General features: G+C 50.6%; 13 protein-coding genes and 1 tRNA gene. 11 read left to right on the top strand and 3 right to left on the bottom strand.

Going from position 1 to position 18774, the window contains the following annotated elements; translation table 11 throughout:
• Positions 1-15: 15 nt before the first annotated feature.
• Complete coding sequence (locus ACTHPM_RS21305; RefSeq protein ID WP_440398131.1) at positions 16-798, bottom strand: class I SAM-dependent methyltransferase; 783 nt, start codon at positions 796-798, stop codon at positions 16-18.
• A 306-nt stretch (positions 799-1104) separates the two neighbouring features.
• Between ACTHPM_RS21305 and ACTHPM_RS21300 the strand changes: the two genes are divergently transcribed.
• Both ACTHPM_RS21300 and ACTHPM_RS21295 read left to right on the top strand, forming a co-directional pair.
• Positions 1105-2850 carry an ABC transporter ATP-binding protein gene (locus ACTHPM_RS21300; protein ID WP_440398132.1) on the top strand — a complete coding sequence of 582 codons (1746 nt, stop codon included), beginning with the start codon at positions 1105-1107 and terminating at the stop codon, positions 2848-2850.
• Complete coding sequence (locus ACTHPM_RS21295; protein ID WP_440398133.1) at positions 2843-4660, top strand: ABC transporter ATP-binding protein; 1818 nt, start codon at positions 2843-2845, stop codon at positions 4658-4660. The genes ACTHPM_RS21300 and ACTHPM_RS21295 overlap by 8 nt, the downstream gene beginning before the upstream one ends.
• A gap of 124 nt (positions 4661-4784) precedes the next feature.
• Here ACTHPM_RS21295 and ACTHPM_RS21290 read toward each other — a convergent pair whose 3' ends face one another.
• The gene (locus tag ACTHPM_RS21290) at positions 4785-5726 is read right to left on the bottom strand and encodes a ketopantoate reductase family protein (RefSeq protein WP_440398134.1); all 942 of its coding nucleotides are present in this window, start codon (positions 5724-5726) and stop codon (positions 4785-4787) included.
• Between the two features lie 158 nt (positions 5727-5884).
• Between ACTHPM_RS21290 and ACTHPM_RS21285 the strand changes: the two genes are divergently transcribed.
• A complete protein-coding gene (locus ACTHPM_RS21285) occupies positions 5885-6451 on the top strand; it encodes a TetR/AcrR family transcriptional regulator (RefSeq protein WP_440398135.1) in 567 nt (188 codons plus the stop codon).
• A 684-nt stretch (positions 6452-7135) separates the two neighbouring features.
• Here ACTHPM_RS21285 and ACTHPM_RS21280 read toward each other — a convergent pair.
• A tRNA-Arg gene (locus ACTHPM_RS21280) sits at positions 7136-7209 on the bottom strand.
• Between the two features lie 368 nt (positions 7210-7577).
• Here ACTHPM_RS21280 and ACTHPM_RS21275 point away from each other — a divergent pair.
• The 8 genes from ACTHPM_RS21275 (at position 7578) to yihA (ending at position 18437) form a co-directional block, all read left to right on the top strand.
• The gene (locus tag ACTHPM_RS21275) at positions 7578-8423 is read left to right on the top strand and encodes a hypothetical protein (protein WP_440398136.1); all 846 of its coding nucleotides are present in this window, start codon (positions 7578-7580) and stop codon (positions 8421-8423) included.
• Between the two features lie 141 nt (positions 8424-8564).
• On the top strand, positions 8565-9890 hold the full coding sequence (tig, locus tag ACTHPM_RS21270; RefSeq protein WP_440398137.1) for a trigger factor: 1326 nt from the start codon (positions 8565-8567) through the stop codon (positions 9888-9890).
• A 380-nt stretch (positions 9891-10270) separates the two neighbouring features.
• Positions 10271-10861, top strand: a complete 591-nt coding sequence (gene clpP / locus ACTHPM_RS21265; protein ID WP_440398138.1) for an ATP-dependent Clp endopeptidase proteolytic subunit ClpP — start codon at positions 10271-10273, stop codon at positions 10859-10861.
• 12 nt (positions 10862-10873) lie between these two features.
• Entirely contained in the window at positions 10874-12130 is a 1257-nt protein-coding gene (gene clpX, locus ACTHPM_RS21260) for an ATP-dependent protease ATP-binding subunit ClpX (protein WP_440398139.1), read from the top strand.
• 124 nt (positions 12131-12254) lie between these two features.
• On the top strand, positions 12255-13352 hold the full coding sequence (gene ispG, locus ACTHPM_RS21255; RefSeq protein ID WP_440398140.1) for a flavodoxin-dependent (E)-4-hydroxy-3-methylbut-2-enyl-diphosphate synthase: 1098 nt from the start codon (positions 12255-12257) through the stop codon (positions 13350-13352).
• Positions 13353-13594: 242 nt separating this feature from the next.
• Positions 13595-15364 carry an ATP-dependent protease LonB gene (gene lonB, locus ACTHPM_RS21250; protein ID WP_440398141.1) on the top strand — a complete coding sequence of 590 codons (1770 nt, stop codon included), beginning with the start codon at positions 13595-13597 and terminating at the stop codon, positions 15362-15364.
• An 88-nt stretch (positions 15365-15452) separates the two neighbouring features.
• On the top strand, positions 15453-17789 hold the full coding sequence (gene lon / locus ACTHPM_RS21245; protein ID WP_440398142.1) for an endopeptidase La: 2337 nt from the start codon (positions 15453-15455) through the stop codon (positions 17787-17789).
• Between the two features lie 15 nt (positions 17790-17804).
• Entirely contained in the window at positions 17805-18437 is a 633-nt protein-coding gene (gene yihA / locus ACTHPM_RS21240) for a ribosome biogenesis GTP-binding protein YihA/YsxC (RefSeq protein ID WP_440398143.1), read from the top strand.
• Positions 18438-18774: the final 337 nt, after the last annotated feature.

The raw sequence follows: 18774 nt of genomic DNA, 5'->3' as shown, positions 1-18774 counted from the left end.
AATATCGGGGAGATCTCAGCCTCCCATGACCGCAGGCTTTTCGGCTACAACCCGGAGGCGTTTGTAATCTGCGTAGATGGCTCCGTCCCTCCATAAGTCCCCTTGCACCTTCGTTCCAATCTTTCGGCAAGCCTCTTGGATTTCTTCCGGCTTCAGGCCTTGAAAGAAATCGCCCCCGAACTGGGCGAGCCAGCTGAGCATTCCGTCCCTGCCGTCTTGGAGCCTGGTAGGGCGGTCGAAATAATAAACCAGTCGAACGATAAAACCCTGCTGCTCGAGGAGTGAGCTGTATTCCCCCGGACTCGGAAAATACCACGGATTTCTTGCCTCAGCGTCAATGCCGTATTCTGCGGTTAAAACTTCCGTAATGGCCTGGACGATCGTACCTACGTTTCCTGCTCCGCCGAACTCCGCAATGAAGCGGCCGCCGGGCTTTAGCGCATTCCAGACGCTCCGGACGACGCCGCCGGCATCCCGCATCCAGTGGAGTGCCGCGTTGGAAAATACGGCATCGCATGGAATGTCCAGACTGAAGCATTGCGCATCGCCGACCTGGAAAACCATTTCGGGATATTTTTCTTTTGCCCGGGCTATCATCTCGGCGGAAGCATCCATTCCAACTACCTTTGCCCCGGTCCGTGCAATATCGCGGGTGAGATCGCCTGTGCCGCAGCCCAAGTCGAGAACGACTTCGTGTTCCCCCGGGTTTAACAAAGACAACAGGTCTTTTCCGTACTCGGATACAAACCCTAACTTTTGATCATACGAGTCCGGCTGCCACTGATTTTTGGAATCCATGTCCTAACACCTCCGGTTTATTTGGCTGCCCCTATTGTCACATGAGTAGCCTTATATGTGAAATATATTAATGATATAGAACATATAGGAATAAACTATAACTAATAGCGGACTTTCCATCTCTTCTTATACTTTGAGCAAGGATGAAATCCTTTTTTTATTGTGTGCAAAACCCAGATGTGACAAGGGTTTTGTGCTCTTCGTTCCCGTTTCGCATGCCGCGGATTTTTGTTATATATGCTATATTTTAGATAACGTTTCGGGTATGGGAGTATGAAGTCTCAGCATAAGGAGGGGATGAACGCGATGAAGAATTTTGAGCTTCTCACCAGTTATGTGAAGCAAAACAAGCTGCTCTATCTGACGGCTGTGGTTCTGATCATCTTATCGAACGTAGATCAGTCTTTGCTGCCGCAGGTGCTGGGCAAGGTCACGGACGGGCTGAAGGATGGCTCGCTGGGACGGGACGGAATTATCCGGTACAGCCTCATTCTGCTGGCGATCGCCGTATCTTACGGTTTGATGTTCGGCCTTGGACAATTTACGATCATGAGGCTGGGGCGGCGTTTCGAGTTTTTGACGCGTGGCCGGATTTTTACCCAGTTTTCCAGGTTGAGCGAGGATTTCTTCTCTAAACAGGGGACAGGCAAGCTGCTGAGCTACGTCATGAATGACGTCACGTCGGTACGTGAGGCCATTTCCTTTGGGGTGACGCAGACGACGAACGCCGTGTTCATGGTCATTTCCTGCGTGGCGATGATGCTGATTACCGGCATTCCTGTTTTGCTAATCGTCGTAAGCGTATGCCCGCTGATCATGATTCCATTTCTGGTCATATACTTCGGGCCGCGCATTCGCGAAAGATCCATGCATGTGCAGGAAGACCTGGCGACGATGACGGAATCGGCCGACGAACAAATCGGCGGGATTCGGGTCACGAAAACCTTTGCCACGGAGGAAACGGCGCAGCACCGATTCGATGATACCGTCGATGGGGTTCGGGCTTCGCAGCTGCGTCTGGTGCGGATGTCGTCCCTTTTTCAGGCTATCCTGCCGTTTCTCGGGGCATTATCCCTCGTCGTTTCGCTGCTGGTTGGCGGCTACATGACCATTCAGAACCATTTGACGCTGGGAAGCTTCGTGGCGTTGACCTTTTACCTGCGGATGCTGACCGGGCCGCTTCAACAGATCGGCAACGTCATTAATATGATGCAGCGCTCAGGGGCATCGCTGGAGCGGGTCAACCGCCTGCTCGCCGAGGTGCCGAGCGTCAGGGATCATGATGCGGCCATCCCGCTGAATTCCATCGGCGATATTGAAATCAGTCACTTGAATTTCTCCTATCCGGGTACCTCGGAGAAAGCTCTCGAGGATGTGAGCTTTACGATTCGCAAAGGGCATACGGTCGGCCTCATCGGCCGAACGGGCAGCGGGAAGTCCACCTTGGCCAAGCTTCTGCTGCGAGTTTATGAGCCGCCTGCGGGCAGCATACGCGTCAGCGGCGAGGATATTACGGACGTTTCGCTCGAGACGCTGCGCCGCAAAATCGGCTATGTGCCGCAGGATGGCTTTTTGTTCAGTACGGACATCGCGGATAATATTGCCTTCAGCGACCGGTCTGCGAATTTGCAGCAGATCAGAAGCGCGGCGGATCAGGCTTTACTGCTGGACAGCGTGAACACATTCCAGGAAGGCTTTCAGACCAAGCTCGGAGAACGCGGTCTTACGCTTTCGGGCGGTCAAAGGCAGCGCGCAAGCCTGGCGAGGGGGCTGATGAAACGACCCGAGCTGCTGATTCTGGACGACAGCATGAGCGCGGTGGATACGTTGACGGAATCCGGCATACTGGGCAACCTCGTCAAAGAAAGAAAAGGCAAGACGACGCTGATCATCGCACACCGGATCAGCAGCGTGCAGCATGCGAGCGAGATCATCGTATTGGATGAAGGAAAGATCGTGCAGCGCGGCAGCCATGAGGAGCTTATGGCCCGCAGGGACGGATTGTACGCTTCCTTATATCGGATGCAACAGGAGGGACTGCAGCATGCCTAATATTCAGACCGCCGCGCTGCCCGCAAATCAGCCGTCCGGCGAGGACAAAGGCAAGTCCTTTGACGCTTTTAAACATATATTGAAGTACGCCAAGCCGCATAAGCTTACGTTTGTAGGCATCTTTTTCTGCGCGCTGCTCGGCATATCAGCGGATTTGCTCCAGCCTTATCTGGTCAAGATCGTCATTGACGACCATTTGGCCAAAGGCAAAGCGGAGTTCGGCTTTATCGCCATGATGGCGGGAATTTATCTTGGGATCTCGCTCATCAGCTTTATATTCACATATCTGCAGAACAACCTGCTCCAGTTTGCCGGACAGGGCATCGTAGCGAAGATCCGCAAAGATTTGTTTCATCATATCTCGAGGATGTCCATGTCGTATTTTGATAAAGTCCATCGCGGCAGCCTGGTCACGAACGTGTCGAGCGATACGGAGACGATCAGCCAGTTTTTTACCCAAGTGCTCCTGAGCCTGATCCGTGACGGGATGACGCTTGTCCTGATCATCTATTTCATGTTTCGTTTGGATACGACGCTGGCGTGGTATTCATTGATCATCTTGCCTGTCATCGCCCTCGTGGCTTTCATGTTCCGGCGTTATTTGCGCCAGGCTTATCAGGTTACCCGGAGCCGGCTCTCGCGGCTGATCGGCTTCATTGCGGAGAATCTTTCCGGCATGGGCCTGATTCAGGCCTTCCGGCAGGAAGAGGAACAAACCCGGCGCTTTAATGAGCACAACCAAAGCTACTGGGAAGGAAACATGCGCGAAGTACGGGCTAACGTACTGTTCAACCGGACTTTCGATATTCTGGGTAACCTTGCCCTTGTGCTGGTCGTGTGGCTCGGCGGCATGGCGGTGTTCCATAATGCGATGGAGGTCGGCGTCCTGTACGCTTTCACGAGCTATATCCGGCAGTTTTTTCAGCCGATCAACCAGATTACGATGCAGTGGAATACGTTCCAATCCACGATGGTGTCCATGGACCGGATCTGGAAAATTTTCAGCACCGAGCCGGATGTCAAAGACCCGCTGCCTGAGCAGAAAACCGTGCTGAAGGTGGACGAAGCCCGCGGTAAAGTCGATTTTGATCACATTACCTTCGGTTATTCATCGTCAAAGCCGGTTATCCCCCATCTCGACCTCCATCTGGACGCCGGGGAAATGGTCGGCATCGTAGGCACGACGGGCGCTGGTAAAAGCACGTTGATCAGCCTGTTGAACCGCTTCTATGACGTCAACCGGGGCAGCATCCGGATCGACGATATCGACATCCGGGACATACCGCAGCAGCAGCTTCACCGTCTGGTGGGCCTGATCCAGCAGGAACCGTTCCTGTTCTCGGGCAGCGTGCTGGACAATGTAAGGCTGTTCCAAACCGACATTTCCCGGGAAAAGGTGACAGAAGCGTGCCGGCATGTCGGAGTGCATGACATGATCATGCGGATGCCACAGGGATACGATTCGCTCTTATCCGAACGGGGAAGCGGCTTGTCCGCTGGCGAACGCCAGCTGATCTCTTTTGCGCGCATCATGGTGTTCGAGCCGAGGATCCTGATCCTGGACGAGGCAACGGCTCATCTGGATTCGCAGACCGAGCAGCTGGTGCAAAACGCGCTGCAAACCGTATCCGAAGGACGGACGACGCTGATCATCGCCCACCGCCTATCCACGGTGATGCACGCCGACCGTATTCTTGTCATGAAGGACGGAAGAGCGGTGGAGGAGGGCACGCATGATGAGCTGCTCGCCATGCATGGCTATTATGAGCAGCTCTACAATCATGCGCGGCAGGCGTCGGAGGAGGAATAGACGTGCATGCACGCCGCATGAATCCGAACCAGCCATCTTTATGGCTGGTTCTTTGGTTTAAGCAAGAGTAACACTCTGCGAAAACAATGCCTCTAATAAGGAAGGGCGACGCTCCGCCGCGGTGCTAATTTAAACGGCCAGCAAACTTGGACATCGTTTGTCTCTCCAATTCATCCCAATAGGGTGTCGAGATCTGTATATTTTTTTTTAGTTTGTTAAATGAATCGAACAAAGCTGCAATTTCACTGAAAGAACCATCTATCAATTTCATAAACGGCAATTTGTGAATGAAGGTTAGACCCAGATGTGTGATCCGTCTATGCTTACGGATAAGGTTAACCTGACTGACAGGAGTAACCGTGTAATTTAGCTTCAGTAATAGATGAAATCCTTCGTCCATTGCAGAAATGGCCTGATTAAAGAGTTTCTTGTCCTTCGATGCTTTCTTTAAATCGCCGTCGTATAGATAACTAACCGAATTCAAGGCAACGATCGTGACAATATGGCTTTTAAGCCAGGCATCGATATCTTCATGATAAACGATTCTATATTTCACTTTCTTAAATGCGCTCTCCAGGACAGGTTTTATTGTAATTTCGCCGTCTAAGCTGCCTAATATCATTTGCCCGCCTCCACGGATGCAGATTATGCGTCCGCTCTCCTCTCGGATTCCGGCGCTAATCTGAAATCCGAAAATGACGTTTTTCTTCGTTTTACTCTTTTCTTGAATTTCATTGTACATCCCGCGGGCATCCGCATTATTCCCCACGAGGACGATATTGGAAGACTGATTCGCGGCTAGTAAAGAAAGAACGGATGGGAAATCATTGTATTTCATAACGACAAAAATGAGATCGTAAAGATCGTCGGCAGTAAGCTCTTGAATAACGTTTACTTCATCGACTGTGTTGTGACGCTGAAAATAATGTCGGATAACAAGCCCATTCGTCATCAGTTGCATGGCTCTCTTTCCTCTTGCCAGCAGGGTAACCTCATTTCCTCCGCGTACCAATACATGTGCAAGGTAACTGCCCATAACGCCCGCTCCATAAACCAATATCCTCATCTTTATATCCCCTTTATTCAACATCTGTTGATTTTTGATCATTCATTGAATAAAATAAAAATAGCAGCCTACCGAACGGTCAGCAATCGCTAAGTTTATCGGTTTTGTTTGTTTTTCAACAGTTGAATATGAATTGTTTAATAAAGGTGGACTTTTTCATGGATCGAAGAATCAAAAAAAATCAAGCTGCCATCATGAATGCTTTCATGCAATTGATAACGGAGAAAGAATTCGAGAAAATAACGATCAATGATATCTCAGAGCGTGCGGACGTCAATCGGGGCACCGTGTATTCGCATTACTCGGATAAATACGATCTGTTGGATAAGTTCATAGAAGCCCAACTGGCTCATTTGATGGAAAGCTGTTACTCCCCGGATATGACGGAATCTTTTCCGACGAAAACCCTCTTGCTTGATACGATTCAAGAAATCAAACAAAACGCTCCATTATATAAGATCTTGCTCAGCATTAAAGACGTTTCCTCCTTCAGGGTTCATCTGGACAGAATGATAAATAAGCAGATCATGGTACATATGAATGAAATCAATATAAACATAGATGATTTGAGCAAAACGATATTTGCGCAATTCATGAGTTCGGCGATCGTCGGCGTTATCGAATGGTGGTTTAACCAATCCATGCCATGTTCTGCGGAAGAATTGACGGACCGGTTATGGTCCCTTCTCGAGATAAATCGTATGATTCCACTCAAAACATGTTAAATGAGATTCCCATTCAACTGTATTGCTTGCGGAAGTCCGGTCGTATATAGCTTGGGCAATCTTACTGAGGCTGGATGGAAGCTGAGGAACTGGATTGTTGGCCGTGCTGAACCCATTGACAATTCCCAGAGTTTTGATGTTCATGTTCCTTCTGTAAGGTTAAAAACACTAATGCTACTTTCAACAGTAGGGGAGTGCTTTTGAGATATTGGATTGGAAATGAGAATCCGGATTCAGGTCTGGATATGGTGTAGAAACGGCAGCGGTCGCCTTTGTCCCCGAATTTTAACCCTTGAAAAAAATCGGGAAATGGGGGCCAGTAGGATCGGGGGAATGGTTCGTTTGCGGAGCGGTTCACCTACAAAAAAAATTTTAAAGAATGTACAAAGCCACTCGCAATGAGTGGCTTTAATGACGTCCCAGGAGGGATACAGCCCTGCGGGCTGACTGCGAAGCGTATGCTCCCGATGCGGATGCTCCGACGAACCCTGATGGGTTCTCAACCCTCGGAGGAATTTAAAAAGCCACTCCGAAGAGTGGCTTATGTTACGTCCCAGGAGGGATACAGCCCTGCGGGCTGACTGCGAAGTGTATGCTCCCGATGCATATGCTCCGACGAACCCCTGATGGGTTCTCAACCCTCCGAGGAATTTAAAAAGCCACTCCGAAGAGTGGCTTATGTTACGTCCCAGGAGGGATTCGAACCCCCGACCGACGGCTTAGAAGGCCGTTGCTCTATCCAGCTGAGCTACTGGGACATGAAAAATTTCAAGCAAGAAATATCATAGCATATGGGTGGAAATTTTACAACAACAAATTAACAAGGTTAATTAAAAGGGCAGCAGCGCCTACAAAATCTCCCGAAACTGTTTCAATAGATTCAATCTTCATTAATGTTTTTTGTATCTGATTTTGCGGCCGGCTTTATATATTATACGAGAGAGGATTGTACATATGCAGGCTGTTTTTTTTCATGTGCAAAGCGGGTATGCTATAATCAACAATTAATTGAACATACCCGGACAGAAAGGAGGAACCCCCTATTAATGATTCCAATTCCCCAGCCAAAGACAACTTAGTCCTATTTCCAAAGACACTCGACTTCTATCAGATTCAGCTGACAGTCATGCTGGAAAACGAACGATACGGGGAAGCCATGGATCTTCTGCGTTTTTTGCTGCAGTGCCAAGGTCAGGATCAGCGGCATTACGACGAATGGCAGGCGCTGCTGGAATGGCTCGAAGCTGCATTTCCGCAGTACAACCGCGGCAATTCGGCCGCTGATGATATGCCGGAGTCTGACGAAGAGGAGCCTGACGAAGATGAGATGAAGCGTCAGAACGTGCAGGCAAGGCTTGCGGAGGACCGTTTCTATGCGGACAAACTGCTGGAGACCGCCATGCAGGAGCCGCTTAGCGAACAGAACATGCTTGCGCTGGAGCAGCTGTCCTATCTGGAAGGTGCTGTGATCGACGAAGCACTCGTCAAATGGCTGCAGGACAAGCCGCTCCATCCCTTGCTGCAATTCAGAGTCTTGCAGACGCTGCGCAAACGCGGAATGCAGGGGAACATCGAACTTACCCGCGGACAGGAACGGGCTCGCATCGACGTGGAAGCCGTGCCACTGAGCCCGGAGGAATTTCCGCCGCAGGTCGGGTTGATTACCGAACGGGTAGCCGGGCAGACGGAAGTCCAGGAACCGACGCTGTTTTATTTTGCGCAGGAGCTGTGGACGCAATTTATCATGGCCATTTACGGAACGGACGATTACTTTTCCATCATTGACGAGAACGACGAAACGATCGACATCTGGGCCGCATCGCTACATCAGATTGTTTCCGAGAGTCTGACCGGCAGCCGCAGCGATGAAGATATCAGATACATGTACGGAGTAACGGATACGATGCGCTTTTGCTTCGAGCAGGCGTACCGCACGATGAAGCAGTTTGTCGCAGCCGGTACGAACGGGTAGAAAATAGAGGAAGCTCTGGTTGCTGACTTGCCAGAGGGTTGCCCTTGAAAAAGGGTGCGATCTTGTTTATACTATAGTGGTTATTCTGTGCGTGTTAAAACTAATGACCATGTGAAATATTTTTGGAGGGGAAGGCATAAAATGAAAGCAACCTGGGAAAAAATAGAGAAGAACCTTGGCGTTCTTGAAGTAGAAGTAGAGGCGGATCGTGTTTCCGATGCGCTAGACAAAGCCTTTAATAAAGTCGTTAAAAAAGCGAGCGTACCTGGATTCCGCAAAGGTAAAGTACCTCGGCCGATTTTTGAAGCTCGTTACGGGGTAGAGGCTCTGTACCAAGACGCCATCGACATTTTGCTTCCAGAGGTATATACAGAAGCTGTTGACGAAACGGATATTTTCCCTGTAGACCGTCCTGAAGTTGAAATCGATCAATTTGCAAAAGGACAAGCCTTTAAATTCAAAGCCAAAGTTACCGTTAAGCCTGAAGTTAAGCTTGGCGACTACAAAGGCGTAGAAGTTGCTGCAGAGAAAGTGGAAGTATCCGAAGAAGAAGTGAACGAAGAGCTGAACCGTTTGCAAGAGCGTCATGCTGAACTCGCCGTGATCGACGAAGGCGCAGCTCAAGACGGCGACATCGCTGTTATCGACTTTGACGGCTATGTAGACGGCACTCCTTTCGAAGGCGGAAAAGCTGAACGTTACTCTCTCGAACTTGGAAGTGGCACGTTCATCCCTGGTTTCGAAGAGCAGGTTGTTGGTCTGGCAACAGGCGACTTCAAAGATGTTGAAGTGACGTTCCCAGAAACTTATCATGCTGAAGAGCTGGCTAACAAGCAAGCGGTATTCAAAGTGAAAGTTCACGAAATCAAACGCAAACAGCTGCCTGAGCTGGACGACGAGTTTGCAAAAGACGTAAGTGAATTTGAAACGCTGGCCGAGTACAAAGAAGATCTGAAGAAAGAACTTCTGGCTCGCAAGGAACAAGAAGCGAAAGGCAAAAAGGAATCCGCTGTCGTAGACAAGGTTTCCGAAAATGCTGAAGTGGAAATTCCACAAGCGATGATCGACAGTGAAATTCAGAACATGATGCGTGATTTTGACAACCGTCTGCGCGGCCAAGGCATGAACCTTGAAATGTTCCTGAGCTTCTCCGGACAAACAACGGCTGATCTGCAAGAGCAAATGAAGGATGACGCTGAAAAACGCGTTCGCAACAACCTTGTGCTTGAGCAAATCGCCAAAGAAGAAAACATCGAGGTTACTGAAGAAGACATCAACAAGGAACTCGAAACGATGGCTGAAGCTTACAAACGTTCTGCTGACGAAATCCGTAACATTTTGACAGCCAACGGATCGCTTGCAAGCCTGCGTGACGAAATTTCCCTTCGCAAAACCGTTGAACTCCTCGTTGACAACAGCAAGGAAGTTGAAGGTGTTGAAGAAGCTGCGGAAGAAAAAGCCGAATAATAACGAAAAGTTAAGCATTCAAATGCAGGCTTCGCGGTTGTGAGGCCGAACATATGAATCTATAGAGAGATAAGGCACGTATATTCCATTGCGTGCCTTATTTTTAACTGGAAGTATCCATTTTATTCCTAATTAAAGTATAAAATGGATAAATTTTTCTTCCATACATATTAAAAAACGTTTACCGAAGCACACCTTCACAGAAGACAGACCGCTTTAGTAGAAGTTTTCGTTTGGGCTATATTTCGCAGCCAGGTTCATACACTGTATTGCAGGGTATAAAGTGAAAAATGACATCATGCTTTGAACATGTTAGAATAATGCTGTAAGACTGATCCAAGCAGGCATTACATCTTTTAAACGGAAAAGAGGTTGGACACATGAGTCTGATACCTATGGTTGTAGAGCAAACAAGCCGAGGCGAGAGATCTTACGATATTTACTCCAGATTGCTGAAGGATCGCATTATTTTTCTCAGCAGCGCAATCGACGACGATGTTGCCAATCTCGTCATAGCACAGTTATTGTTCCTTGCTGCGGAGGATCCCGAGAAGGATATTCATTTATATATCAATTCTCCTGGTGGTTCTGTCACGGCAGGGATGGGTATATACGATACGATGCAATACATTAAACCGGATGTATCAACCATCTGCGTGGGCATGGCGGCAAGCATGGGTTCCCTGCTGCTGACTGCAGGTGCGCCGGGGAAACGTTTTGCGTTATCTAACAGCGAAGTGATGATTCACCAACCGCTGGGAGGAGTTCAGGGGCAGGCAGCAGACATCCAGATTCACGCGAGCTGGATCATCAAAACAAGAGAAAAGCTCAATCAAATATATGTGGAACGCACAGGTCAGCCCCTTGAAAAAATCGAGCGGGACACCGATCGCGACTTTTTCATGAGCGCGGAGGAAGCGAAGGCATATGGCCTTATCGACCAGGTTCTCACTTCACCGATTAAATCTTAAAGGGGTGTTTACATGTTTAAATTCAACGATGAAAAAGGGCAGCTGAAATGCTCTTTTTGCGGGAAATCCCAGGAGCAGGTGCGCAAGCTTGTGGCCGGTCCTGGAGTCTATATATGCGATGAGTGCATCGAGCTCTGCACGGAAATTGTAGAGGAAGAGCTGGGTCATGACGAAGAGCTGGATCTCAAGGATATTCCGAAGCCTAAGGAAATCTGCGATATTCTGGATCAATATATCATCGGCCAGGAACAAGCCAAGAAATCGCTGTCCGTTGCGGTATATAACCACTACAAACGGATCAATACAGGCAGTAAAATCGAAGACGTGGAGCTGCAGAAGAGTAACATTCTGCTGCTGGGCCCTACCGGATCCGGTAAGACGCTGCTTGCACAAACCATGGCCAAAATTCTGAACGTGCCATTTGCGATTGCGGATGCGACATCTCTGACGGAAGCCGGCTATGTCGGCGAAGACGTCGAGAATATTTTGCTGAAGCTGATCCAGGCCGCAGACTACGATGTGGAAAAAGCCGAACGCGGCATTATTTATATTGATGAAATCGATAAAGTAGCCCGCAAGTCCGAGAATCCGTCGATTACGCGCGACGTATCCGGAGAAGGCGTACAGCAGGCGCTTCTGAAAATTCTGGAGGGAACCGTGGCTTCCGTTCCACCGCAAGGCGGACGCAAGCATCCTCACCAGGAATTCATCCAAATCGATACGACGAACGTTCTGTTCATTTGCGGCGGTGCCTTTGACGGCCTCGAGCAAATGATCAAGCGCCGGATCGGCAAAAAAGTGATAGGCTTCAATGCCGTGGGCGAGAATCAAAAGGATCTCAAACCAGGCGAATACCTGGGCATGGTACTTCCGGAAGATCTGCTGAAATTCGGCCTGATTCCGGAATTCGTAGGTCGTCTTCCAATCATCTCCACACTGGAGCCGCTGGATGAGAAGACACTTGTACGAATCCTTTCCGAACCGAAAAATGCGCTGACCAAGCAGTACCAAAAACTGCTGGAAATGGATAACGTAGCGCTCAAGTTCGAGCCGGAAGCCCTCGAAGCCATTGCGAGAGAAGCCATCAAGCGCAATACCGGCGCCCGTGGCCTCCGAGCGATCATCGAAGGCATCATGCTTGACGTGATGTACGAGGTTCCTTCCCGCGATGACATTAAAGACTGCGTCATCACGGAACAGGTTGTGAAGGAGAAAATCGTTCCTGAGCTCATCAGCAAGAAAGATAATAAACAGGAAGAAAGCGCCTAATCCTTTTATTGTAAGGTGAGGCGGCTTTCGGAAATTCATTGCCGTTTCTCCACTTCACCCCTCAGGCTGTTCGTCTTTTTGAGGGGATGGGGTGGAGTCTTGGCGTTATGGGAGAGAAAAGATCATGTTTTTGAGACAAGACACAAGACCCGTTAAAGTCGGTAATTTGACGATCGGCGGAAGCAATGAAGTCGTCATTCAAAGCATGTGTACGACGAAGACAGCAGACGTGGAGGCGACGGTTGCCGAAATTCTCCGTTTGGAGGAAGCCGGCTGCCAGCTGGTTCGCGTCACGGTCAATAACAAGGAAGCTGCGGAAGCAATCAAGGAAATCAAGAAACGCATTCATATCCCGCTTGTTGCGGATATTCATTTTAACTATCAGCTTGCCCTCAAAGCGATTGAAAACGGCATAGATAAAGTACGTATCAATCCAGGCAACATCGGCAGCCGGGATAAGGTTGAAGCGGTAGTGAAGGCCTGCAAGGAGCGCGGTATTCCGATTCGCATCGGGGTCAATGCCGGTTCATTGGAAAGCCATTTGCTTGAGAAGTACGGCTATCCGACTCCGGAGGCGATGGTGGAGAGCGCATTATTCCACATCAACATTCTGGAGGAGCTTGATTTCCACGATATCATCGTGTCGCTCAAAGCCTCCGATGTGCCGATGGCCATCGAAGCTTACCGGAAAGCGGCGGAAGTCATTCCTTACCCGCTCCACCTCGGGATTACCGAATCGGGAACGTTGTTCTCGGGGACGATTAAGAGCTCTGCAGGCATCGGTGCATTGCTGTCCATGGGCATCGGCAGCACGGTTCGGATTTCCCTGAGTGCGGATCCGGTAGAAGAGATCAAGGTAGCGCGCGAGCTGCTGAAAACCTTCGGCCTGATCTCTAACGCGGCTACGCTCGTATCTTGCCCTACATGCGGACGGCTCGATATCGACCTGTTCTCGATCGCCAACGAGGTCGAGGAGTACATTTCGAAGCTGAAAGTGCCGATTAAAGTATCGGTGCTCGGCTGCGCGGTGAACGGTCCCGGTGAAGCCCGCGAGGCGGATATCGGCATCGCCGGCGGACGAGGCGAAGGCCTGCTGTTCCGCTACGGGGAAATGATCCGTAAGGTGCCGGAAGCCGAGATGGTAGAGGAGCTCAAAAAAGAAATTGACTCTATCGTACGTGTATATGAAGAGACGGGGACCATTCCCGGTCGCAAGCATTAAATCAAATGCATAATCCCAAGCTGCATTGCCTTTCAATAAGGCATGCAGCTTTTTTATTTAGAATCCGTAGTTGATCCAGTTCGCTTATCATTTTTTTTGAAAAACCTTACCATAAATCCTGCTTCAGGCGTTTACCTGGGTGTGAAACGGCTATACTACCATGTATCAGGCTAACCCGTCGTATAACCGAAGTAGAGTTCAAGGGAAAACTGGCCGCATAAGAGAAACGGGAGGGTTTTGAAATGAATTTAAGCATGGTAATGATGCTTGTACAATTTTTCTTTGCCGTCATCATCGGCATTTATTTTTGGAATTTGCTGCGCGGACAAAAAACGAACCGGACCGCTGTGGACCGGGAGTCCCGCAAGGAAATGGATAAGCTGCGCAAGCTTCGCTCCATTTCGCTCACGAAGCCGCTGGCGGAGAAGACCAGGCCGCAGTCGCTTCAGGACATTGTCGGTCAAAAGGACGGCTTGCGGGCCCTGAAGGCTGCGCTGTGCAGCGGAAACCCGCAGCATGTTATTATTTATGGTCCGCCGGGGGTCGGAAAAACCGCCGCAGCGCGCGTGGTCATGGAAGAAGCGAAGCGCAACCCGGCTTCCCCCTTTAAAGCTGACGCCAAGTTCACGGAGATCGATGCGACGACAGCACGCTTTGACGAGCGCGGCATCGCCGATCCGCTGATTGGCTCCGTGCATGACCCGATCTATCAGGGGGCCGGTTCGATGGGCGTAGCCGGTATTCCGCAGCCTAAACCGGGAGCGGTGACAAAGGCGCATGGCGGTATTTTGTTCGTGGACGAAATCGGTGAATTGCATCCGATCCAGATGAATAAGTTGTTAAAAGTACTCGAAGACCGTAAAGTCCTGCTCGAGAGCGCATACTACAATTCGGAGGACAGCAATACGCCTGCTTACGTGCATGACATTTTTCAAAATGGTCTGCCTGCGGATTTTCGTCTGGTGGGAGCTACCACACGTTCGCCGCAGGAATTGCCTCCTGCACTGCGGTCCCGCTGCATGGAAATTTACTTCCGGCCGCTGCTGCCTGACGAGATCGGGCGGATTGCCGAGGATGCCATCCAGAAGATCGGACTTAAGCCTTGTCCCGAGGCTGTCGAGGTTGTGAAGCAGTACGCGACGAATGGGCGCGAGGCGGTCAACATCATTCAGCTCGCGGCAGGTCTTGCTCTGACAGAGAAAAGAGATTTGCTGGCGGCATCCGATGTGGAGTGGGTGGCAAGCAGCAGCCAGCTGCAGCCGCGTCCGGACCGGAAGATCCCGGAACAGCCGCAAATCGGTCTTGTGAACGGGTTGGCCGTGTACGGCCCCAATATGGGCACCCTGCTTGAAATTGAAGTGACGGCTGTACCGGTGGCTCCGGGAGAAGGGAAGTACAATATAACGGGTGTCGTTGAAGAAGAGGAGATTGGCGGCAGCTCGAGAACGCTCCGGCGCAAGAGCATGGCGAAGGGGTCGGTCGAGAATGTGCTGACGGTGCTTCGCTCCCTCGGCCTTAAGCCCGGTGACTATGATCTTCATATCAACTTCCCCGGAGGTACGCCGATTGACGGGCCGTCTGCCGGCATCGCTATGGCCACGGCCATCATGTCCGCGATCCGGTGCGTGCCTGTAGATAACCGAATCGCCATGACAGGCGAAATCAGCATCCACGGCAAGGTTAAGCCGATCGGCGGCGTCATCGCCAAGGTGGAAGCGGCATTCCAGGCGGGAGCAACGACGGTGATCATTCCAAAAGAGAACTGGCAGACGCTGTTCGAGGATCTCGGCAGTTTGAAGGTCATTCCCGTGGAAAACGTGCAGGAGGTGTTCGTCCATGTCTTCGGCAGCGAGCTGAAGCCGGCCCAGCATATCCATGTGCACGAGGAGCTGCGGAACGATGCACTGGAGAAAAGCGCTGCACCGGAGATCTTCCCTCAGTCGCCTTCCGCTCCGTATTTGCAGGCTAATCCGGGCCGATCCGGACAGATTACCGATGCGGGGACATGCTGAAGCAGCTTAATTATTGGTGTTTTCTGTGAACATTTGCTAAAATATAACCGGATGTTATAACCTGAGAACGGCTGGAGGTGCGAAAGCGATGGGGCTTAGTAAAGCGAAAGGCCGCCGTTTTCCGTTATTGCCTTTGCGAGGCCTTCTAGTCTACCCGAGCATGGTACTGCATCTCGATGTAGGCCGGGAGAAATCGGTCAAGGCTCTGGAAAAAGCGATGGTGGAAGATAACCTGATTCTCCTTTGTTCTCAATCCGAGGTGAACATAGAAGAACCGACCCAAGAAGATATTTTCCGTATTGGCACCGTTGCCAACGTAAGACAAATGCTTAAGCTTCCGAACGGTACGATCCGAGTCCTTGTGGAAGGGATGGAACGCGCCGAAATTATTCAGTACACGGACAATGAGGAATATTATGAAGTCCTCGCCCGTGAGCTGCATGAAGAGGACAGCGACAATCCGGAAGTGGATGCGCTGATGCGTACCGTATTAAGCCAGTTTGAGCATTATATCAATTTATCCAAGAAGGTGACCCCGGAGACGCTTGCTGCGGTTTCCGACATTGAAGAACCGGGGCGCCTTGCCGATGTCATTACCAGTCATTTGTCGCTTAAGATCAAGGATAAGCAGGAGATTCTCGAGACCGTCGATGTCGGCAAGCGTCTTGAGAAATTGCTGGATATTCTGAACAACGAGCGGGAAGTGCTGGAGCTTGAACGCAAGATCAATCAGCGCGTCAAGAAGCAGATGGAGAAGACGCAGAAGGAATATTACCTGCGCGAGCAGATGAAGGCCATCCAAAAAGAACTGGGTGAAAAGGAAGGACGCGCCGGCGAGGTGGAAGAGCTTCGCGAACTGATGGAGAAGCAGGAGCTGCCTGAGAAGGTGAAGGAGAAGGTTGACAAAGAAATCGACCGGCTTGAGAAAATGCCTGCAAGCTCCGCAGAGGGCGGTGTCATCCGCAATTATCTGGACTGGCTGCTGGGTCTTCCTTGGAGCAATAAAACCGAGGATGATCTGGACATCCACAAAGCAGAGCAGATATTGAACGAGGATCACTACAGTCTGGACGAACCGAAGGAACGGGTACTCGAATATTTGGCCGTGCAGAAGCTGGTCAAAAGGATGAAGGGGCCGATTCTTTGCCTTGTGGGTCCTCCGGGCGTAGGTAAAACCTCGCTTGCGCGCTCCATCGCAAGATCGCTGAATCGCAAGTTTGTCCGCATCTCGCTTGGCGGAGTCCGTGACGAGGCCGAAATTCGCGGGCATCGACGTACGTACGTCGGGGCCATGCCGGGACGCATTATTCAGGGCATGAAGAGCGCAGGTGCCATGAATCCGGTCTTTTTGCTGGACGAAATCGATAAAATGGCTTCGGATTTCCGTGGGGACCCGTCTTCGGCATTGCTGGAGGTGCTGGATCCGGAACAAAACAACACGTTTAGCGACCATTTTATTGAGATTCCGTTTGATCTGTCTCAGGTCATGTTCATAACAACCGCGAACGTGATACACAATATTCCGCGGCCGCTGCTGGACCGTATGGAAGTGCTCAACATTCCCGGATACACCGAGCTCGAGAAGCTGCAGATCGCCAATCGCTATCTGCTGCCTAAGCAGAAGAGGGAGCATGGCCTGCAGGAGGAGCAGCTTCAGATCAATGAAGAAGCGCTGCTTAAAGTGATTCGCGAGTATACGCGTGAATCGGGCGTCCGTAATCTGGAACAGCAGGTCGCGGCGTTATGCCGCAAGGCTGCCAAAAAAATCGTGTCCGCTGAAAACGAAACGATAACGATGGAGCCTGACGATATCAAGGATTACCTTGGAGCAGCCAAATTCCGGCATGGCGTAGCTGACCTGGAAGACCAGATCGGCACGGTTACCGGGCTCGCGTGGACCGAGGTAGGCGGCGTAACGCTGGTGATCGAGGTCACGGTCGTACCCGGCTCCGGCAAGCTCACGCTCACCGGTAAACTGGGCGATGTGATGAAAGAGTCCGCACAGGCTGCGTTCAGCTACACCCGCAGCAAGTCGGCGGAGCTCGGCATCGATCCGGATTTCCATGAAAAGAACGATATTCATATTCATATTCCTGAGGGTGCGATCCCGAAAGACGGTCCTTCGGCCGGCATCACGATCGCCACAGCTCTCATTTCGGCCCTTACCAAAAAGCATGTTTCCAAGGACGTGGCCATGACCGGGGAAATCACGCTTCGCGGACGGGTGCTGCCGATCGGCGGCCTGAAAGAAAAGTCGCTTGCAGCGCATCGCGCAGGCTATAAGAAAATATTGCTCCCGAAAGACAATGAACGGGATTTGAGAGACATTCCGGACAGCGTTAAAGATGAAGTGGAATTTGTTCCTGTGGCCCACATGGATCAAGTGCTGAAGCATGCGCTTGTGGAACAGGCGGGAGTGCACTAGAGAGGAACCATTGACATGAAAGTAACCCAAGCGGAGTTTGTAATCAGCGCCGTTGGCCCTGACCAATATCCTGAGGACGCCTTGCCGGAGATTGCTCTGGCAGGGCGTTCGAATGTAGGCAAGTCATCCCTTATTAACCGGATGATCAACCGTAAAAATTTAGCAAGAACGAGCTCCACCCCGGGCAAAACCCAGCATCTTAACTATTACCGGATCAATGAGGAGCTTTATTTCGTCGATTTTCCCGGTTACGGCTATGCGAAGGTATCCAAAACCCAGCGTCAGGCATGGGGGAAAATGATCGAGAAATACCTGCTAGAGCGGGAGACGCTCCGAATGGTGCTGCTCATCGTGGACCTGCGCCATCCGCCGACGAAAGACGATGAAATGATGTACGACTGGCTGAAGCATTATGACATTCCGATTTGCGTGGTCGCGACCAAGGCGGACAAAATTCCGAAGAGCCGCTGGCCAAAGCATGTAAAGCAGATGAAGGAAGCGCTGCTCATGCGCAAGACAGACGCTTTTGTGATGTATTCGTCCGAAACCGGATTGGGCAAAGAAGAATTATGGGCTCAGATCCAATCCATTGCCGGACTTAACCAGCAGGAAAACGTGCTGCCCGAATCGGAGCATCCCGCCGAATAAGCGAGCATGCGGGTCGATTAGAATGATGGATTTTCGACGTGTCGCGTAGGGATTCAGACTTTATCCGGCAGGAAAGTGAGCATCCCGTGAAAAGTTTGCTCAAAAATCCGGCTTAATCCGTTTTTTTATGAAATATGAAGAAAATTCAAGCTTTCGTCCGCAGGCAATGGTTTTGAATTGTGCTGTATAATAATACTAAGGATTCTTGCAGAACGTCATGGACGTACATTCACAAAAGCCGGACCGCCTGACGGCGGAAATTTTTCTTGCGATTACGGAATCGATCCGGGTAGCTTTAGCGGAAGTTCTGTAATCATAAAAAAGAATTGAGGAGATT

The organism is Paenibacillus sp. SAFN-054, assembly GCF_051966755.1.
Classification (GTDB): Bacteria; Bacillota; Bacilli; order Paenibacillales; family Paenibacillaceae; genus Paenibacillus_AQ.
This window is presented reverse-complemented; position numbering and strand designations above follow the sequence as displayed.

Excerpts from the sequence above, each read along its gene's own strand:
- ACTHPM_RS21305 (WP_440398131.1), bottom strand. The coding sequence starts at position 798 with ATGGATTCCAAAAATCAGTGGCAGCCGGACTCGTATGATCAAAAGTTA.
- ACTHPM_RS21300 (WP_440398132.1), top strand. The coding sequence starts at position 1,105 with ATGAAGAATTTTGAGCTTCTCACCAGTTATGTGAAGCAAAACAAGCTG.
- ACTHPM_RS21295 (WP_440398133.1), top strand. The coding sequence starts at position 2,843 with ATGCCTAATATTCAGACCGCCGCGCTGCCCGCAAATCAGCCGTCCGGC.
- ACTHPM_RS21290 (WP_440398134.1), bottom strand. The coding sequence starts at position 5,726 with ATGAGGATATTGGTTTATGGAGCGGGCGTTATGGGCAGTTACCTTGCA.
- ACTHPM_RS21285 (WP_440398135.1), top strand. The coding sequence starts at position 5,885 with ATGGATCGAAGAATCAAAAAAAATCAAGCTGCCATCATGAATGCTTTC.
- ACTHPM_RS21275 (WP_440398136.1), top strand. The coding sequence starts at position 7,578 with ATGCTGGAAAACGAACGATACGGGGAAGCCATGGATCTTCTGCGTTTT.
- tig (WP_440398137.1), top strand. The coding sequence starts at position 8,565 with ATGAAAGCAACCTGGGAAAAAATAGAGAAGAACCTTGGCGTTCTTGAA.
- clpP (WP_440398138.1), top strand. The coding sequence starts at position 10,271 with ATGAGTCTGATACCTATGGTTGTAGAGCAAACAAGCCGAGGCGAGAGA.
- clpX (WP_440398139.1), top strand. The coding sequence starts at position 10,874 with ATGTTTAAATTCAACGATGAAAAAGGGCAGCTGAAATGCTCTTTTTGC.
- ispG (WP_440398140.1), top strand. The coding sequence starts at position 12,255 with ATGTTTTTGAGACAAGACACAAGACCCGTTAAAGTCGGTAATTTGACG.
- lonB (WP_440398141.1), top strand. The coding sequence starts at position 13,595 with ATGAATTTAAGCATGGTAATGATGCTTGTACAATTTTTCTTTGCCGTC.
- lon (WP_440398142.1), top strand. The coding sequence starts at position 15,453 with ATGGGGCTTAGTAAAGCGAAAGGCCGCCGTTTTCCGTTATTGCCTTTG.
- yihA (WP_440398143.1), top strand. The coding sequence starts at position 17,805 with ATGAAAGTAACCCAAGCGGAGTTTGTAATCAGCGCCGTTGGCCCTGAC.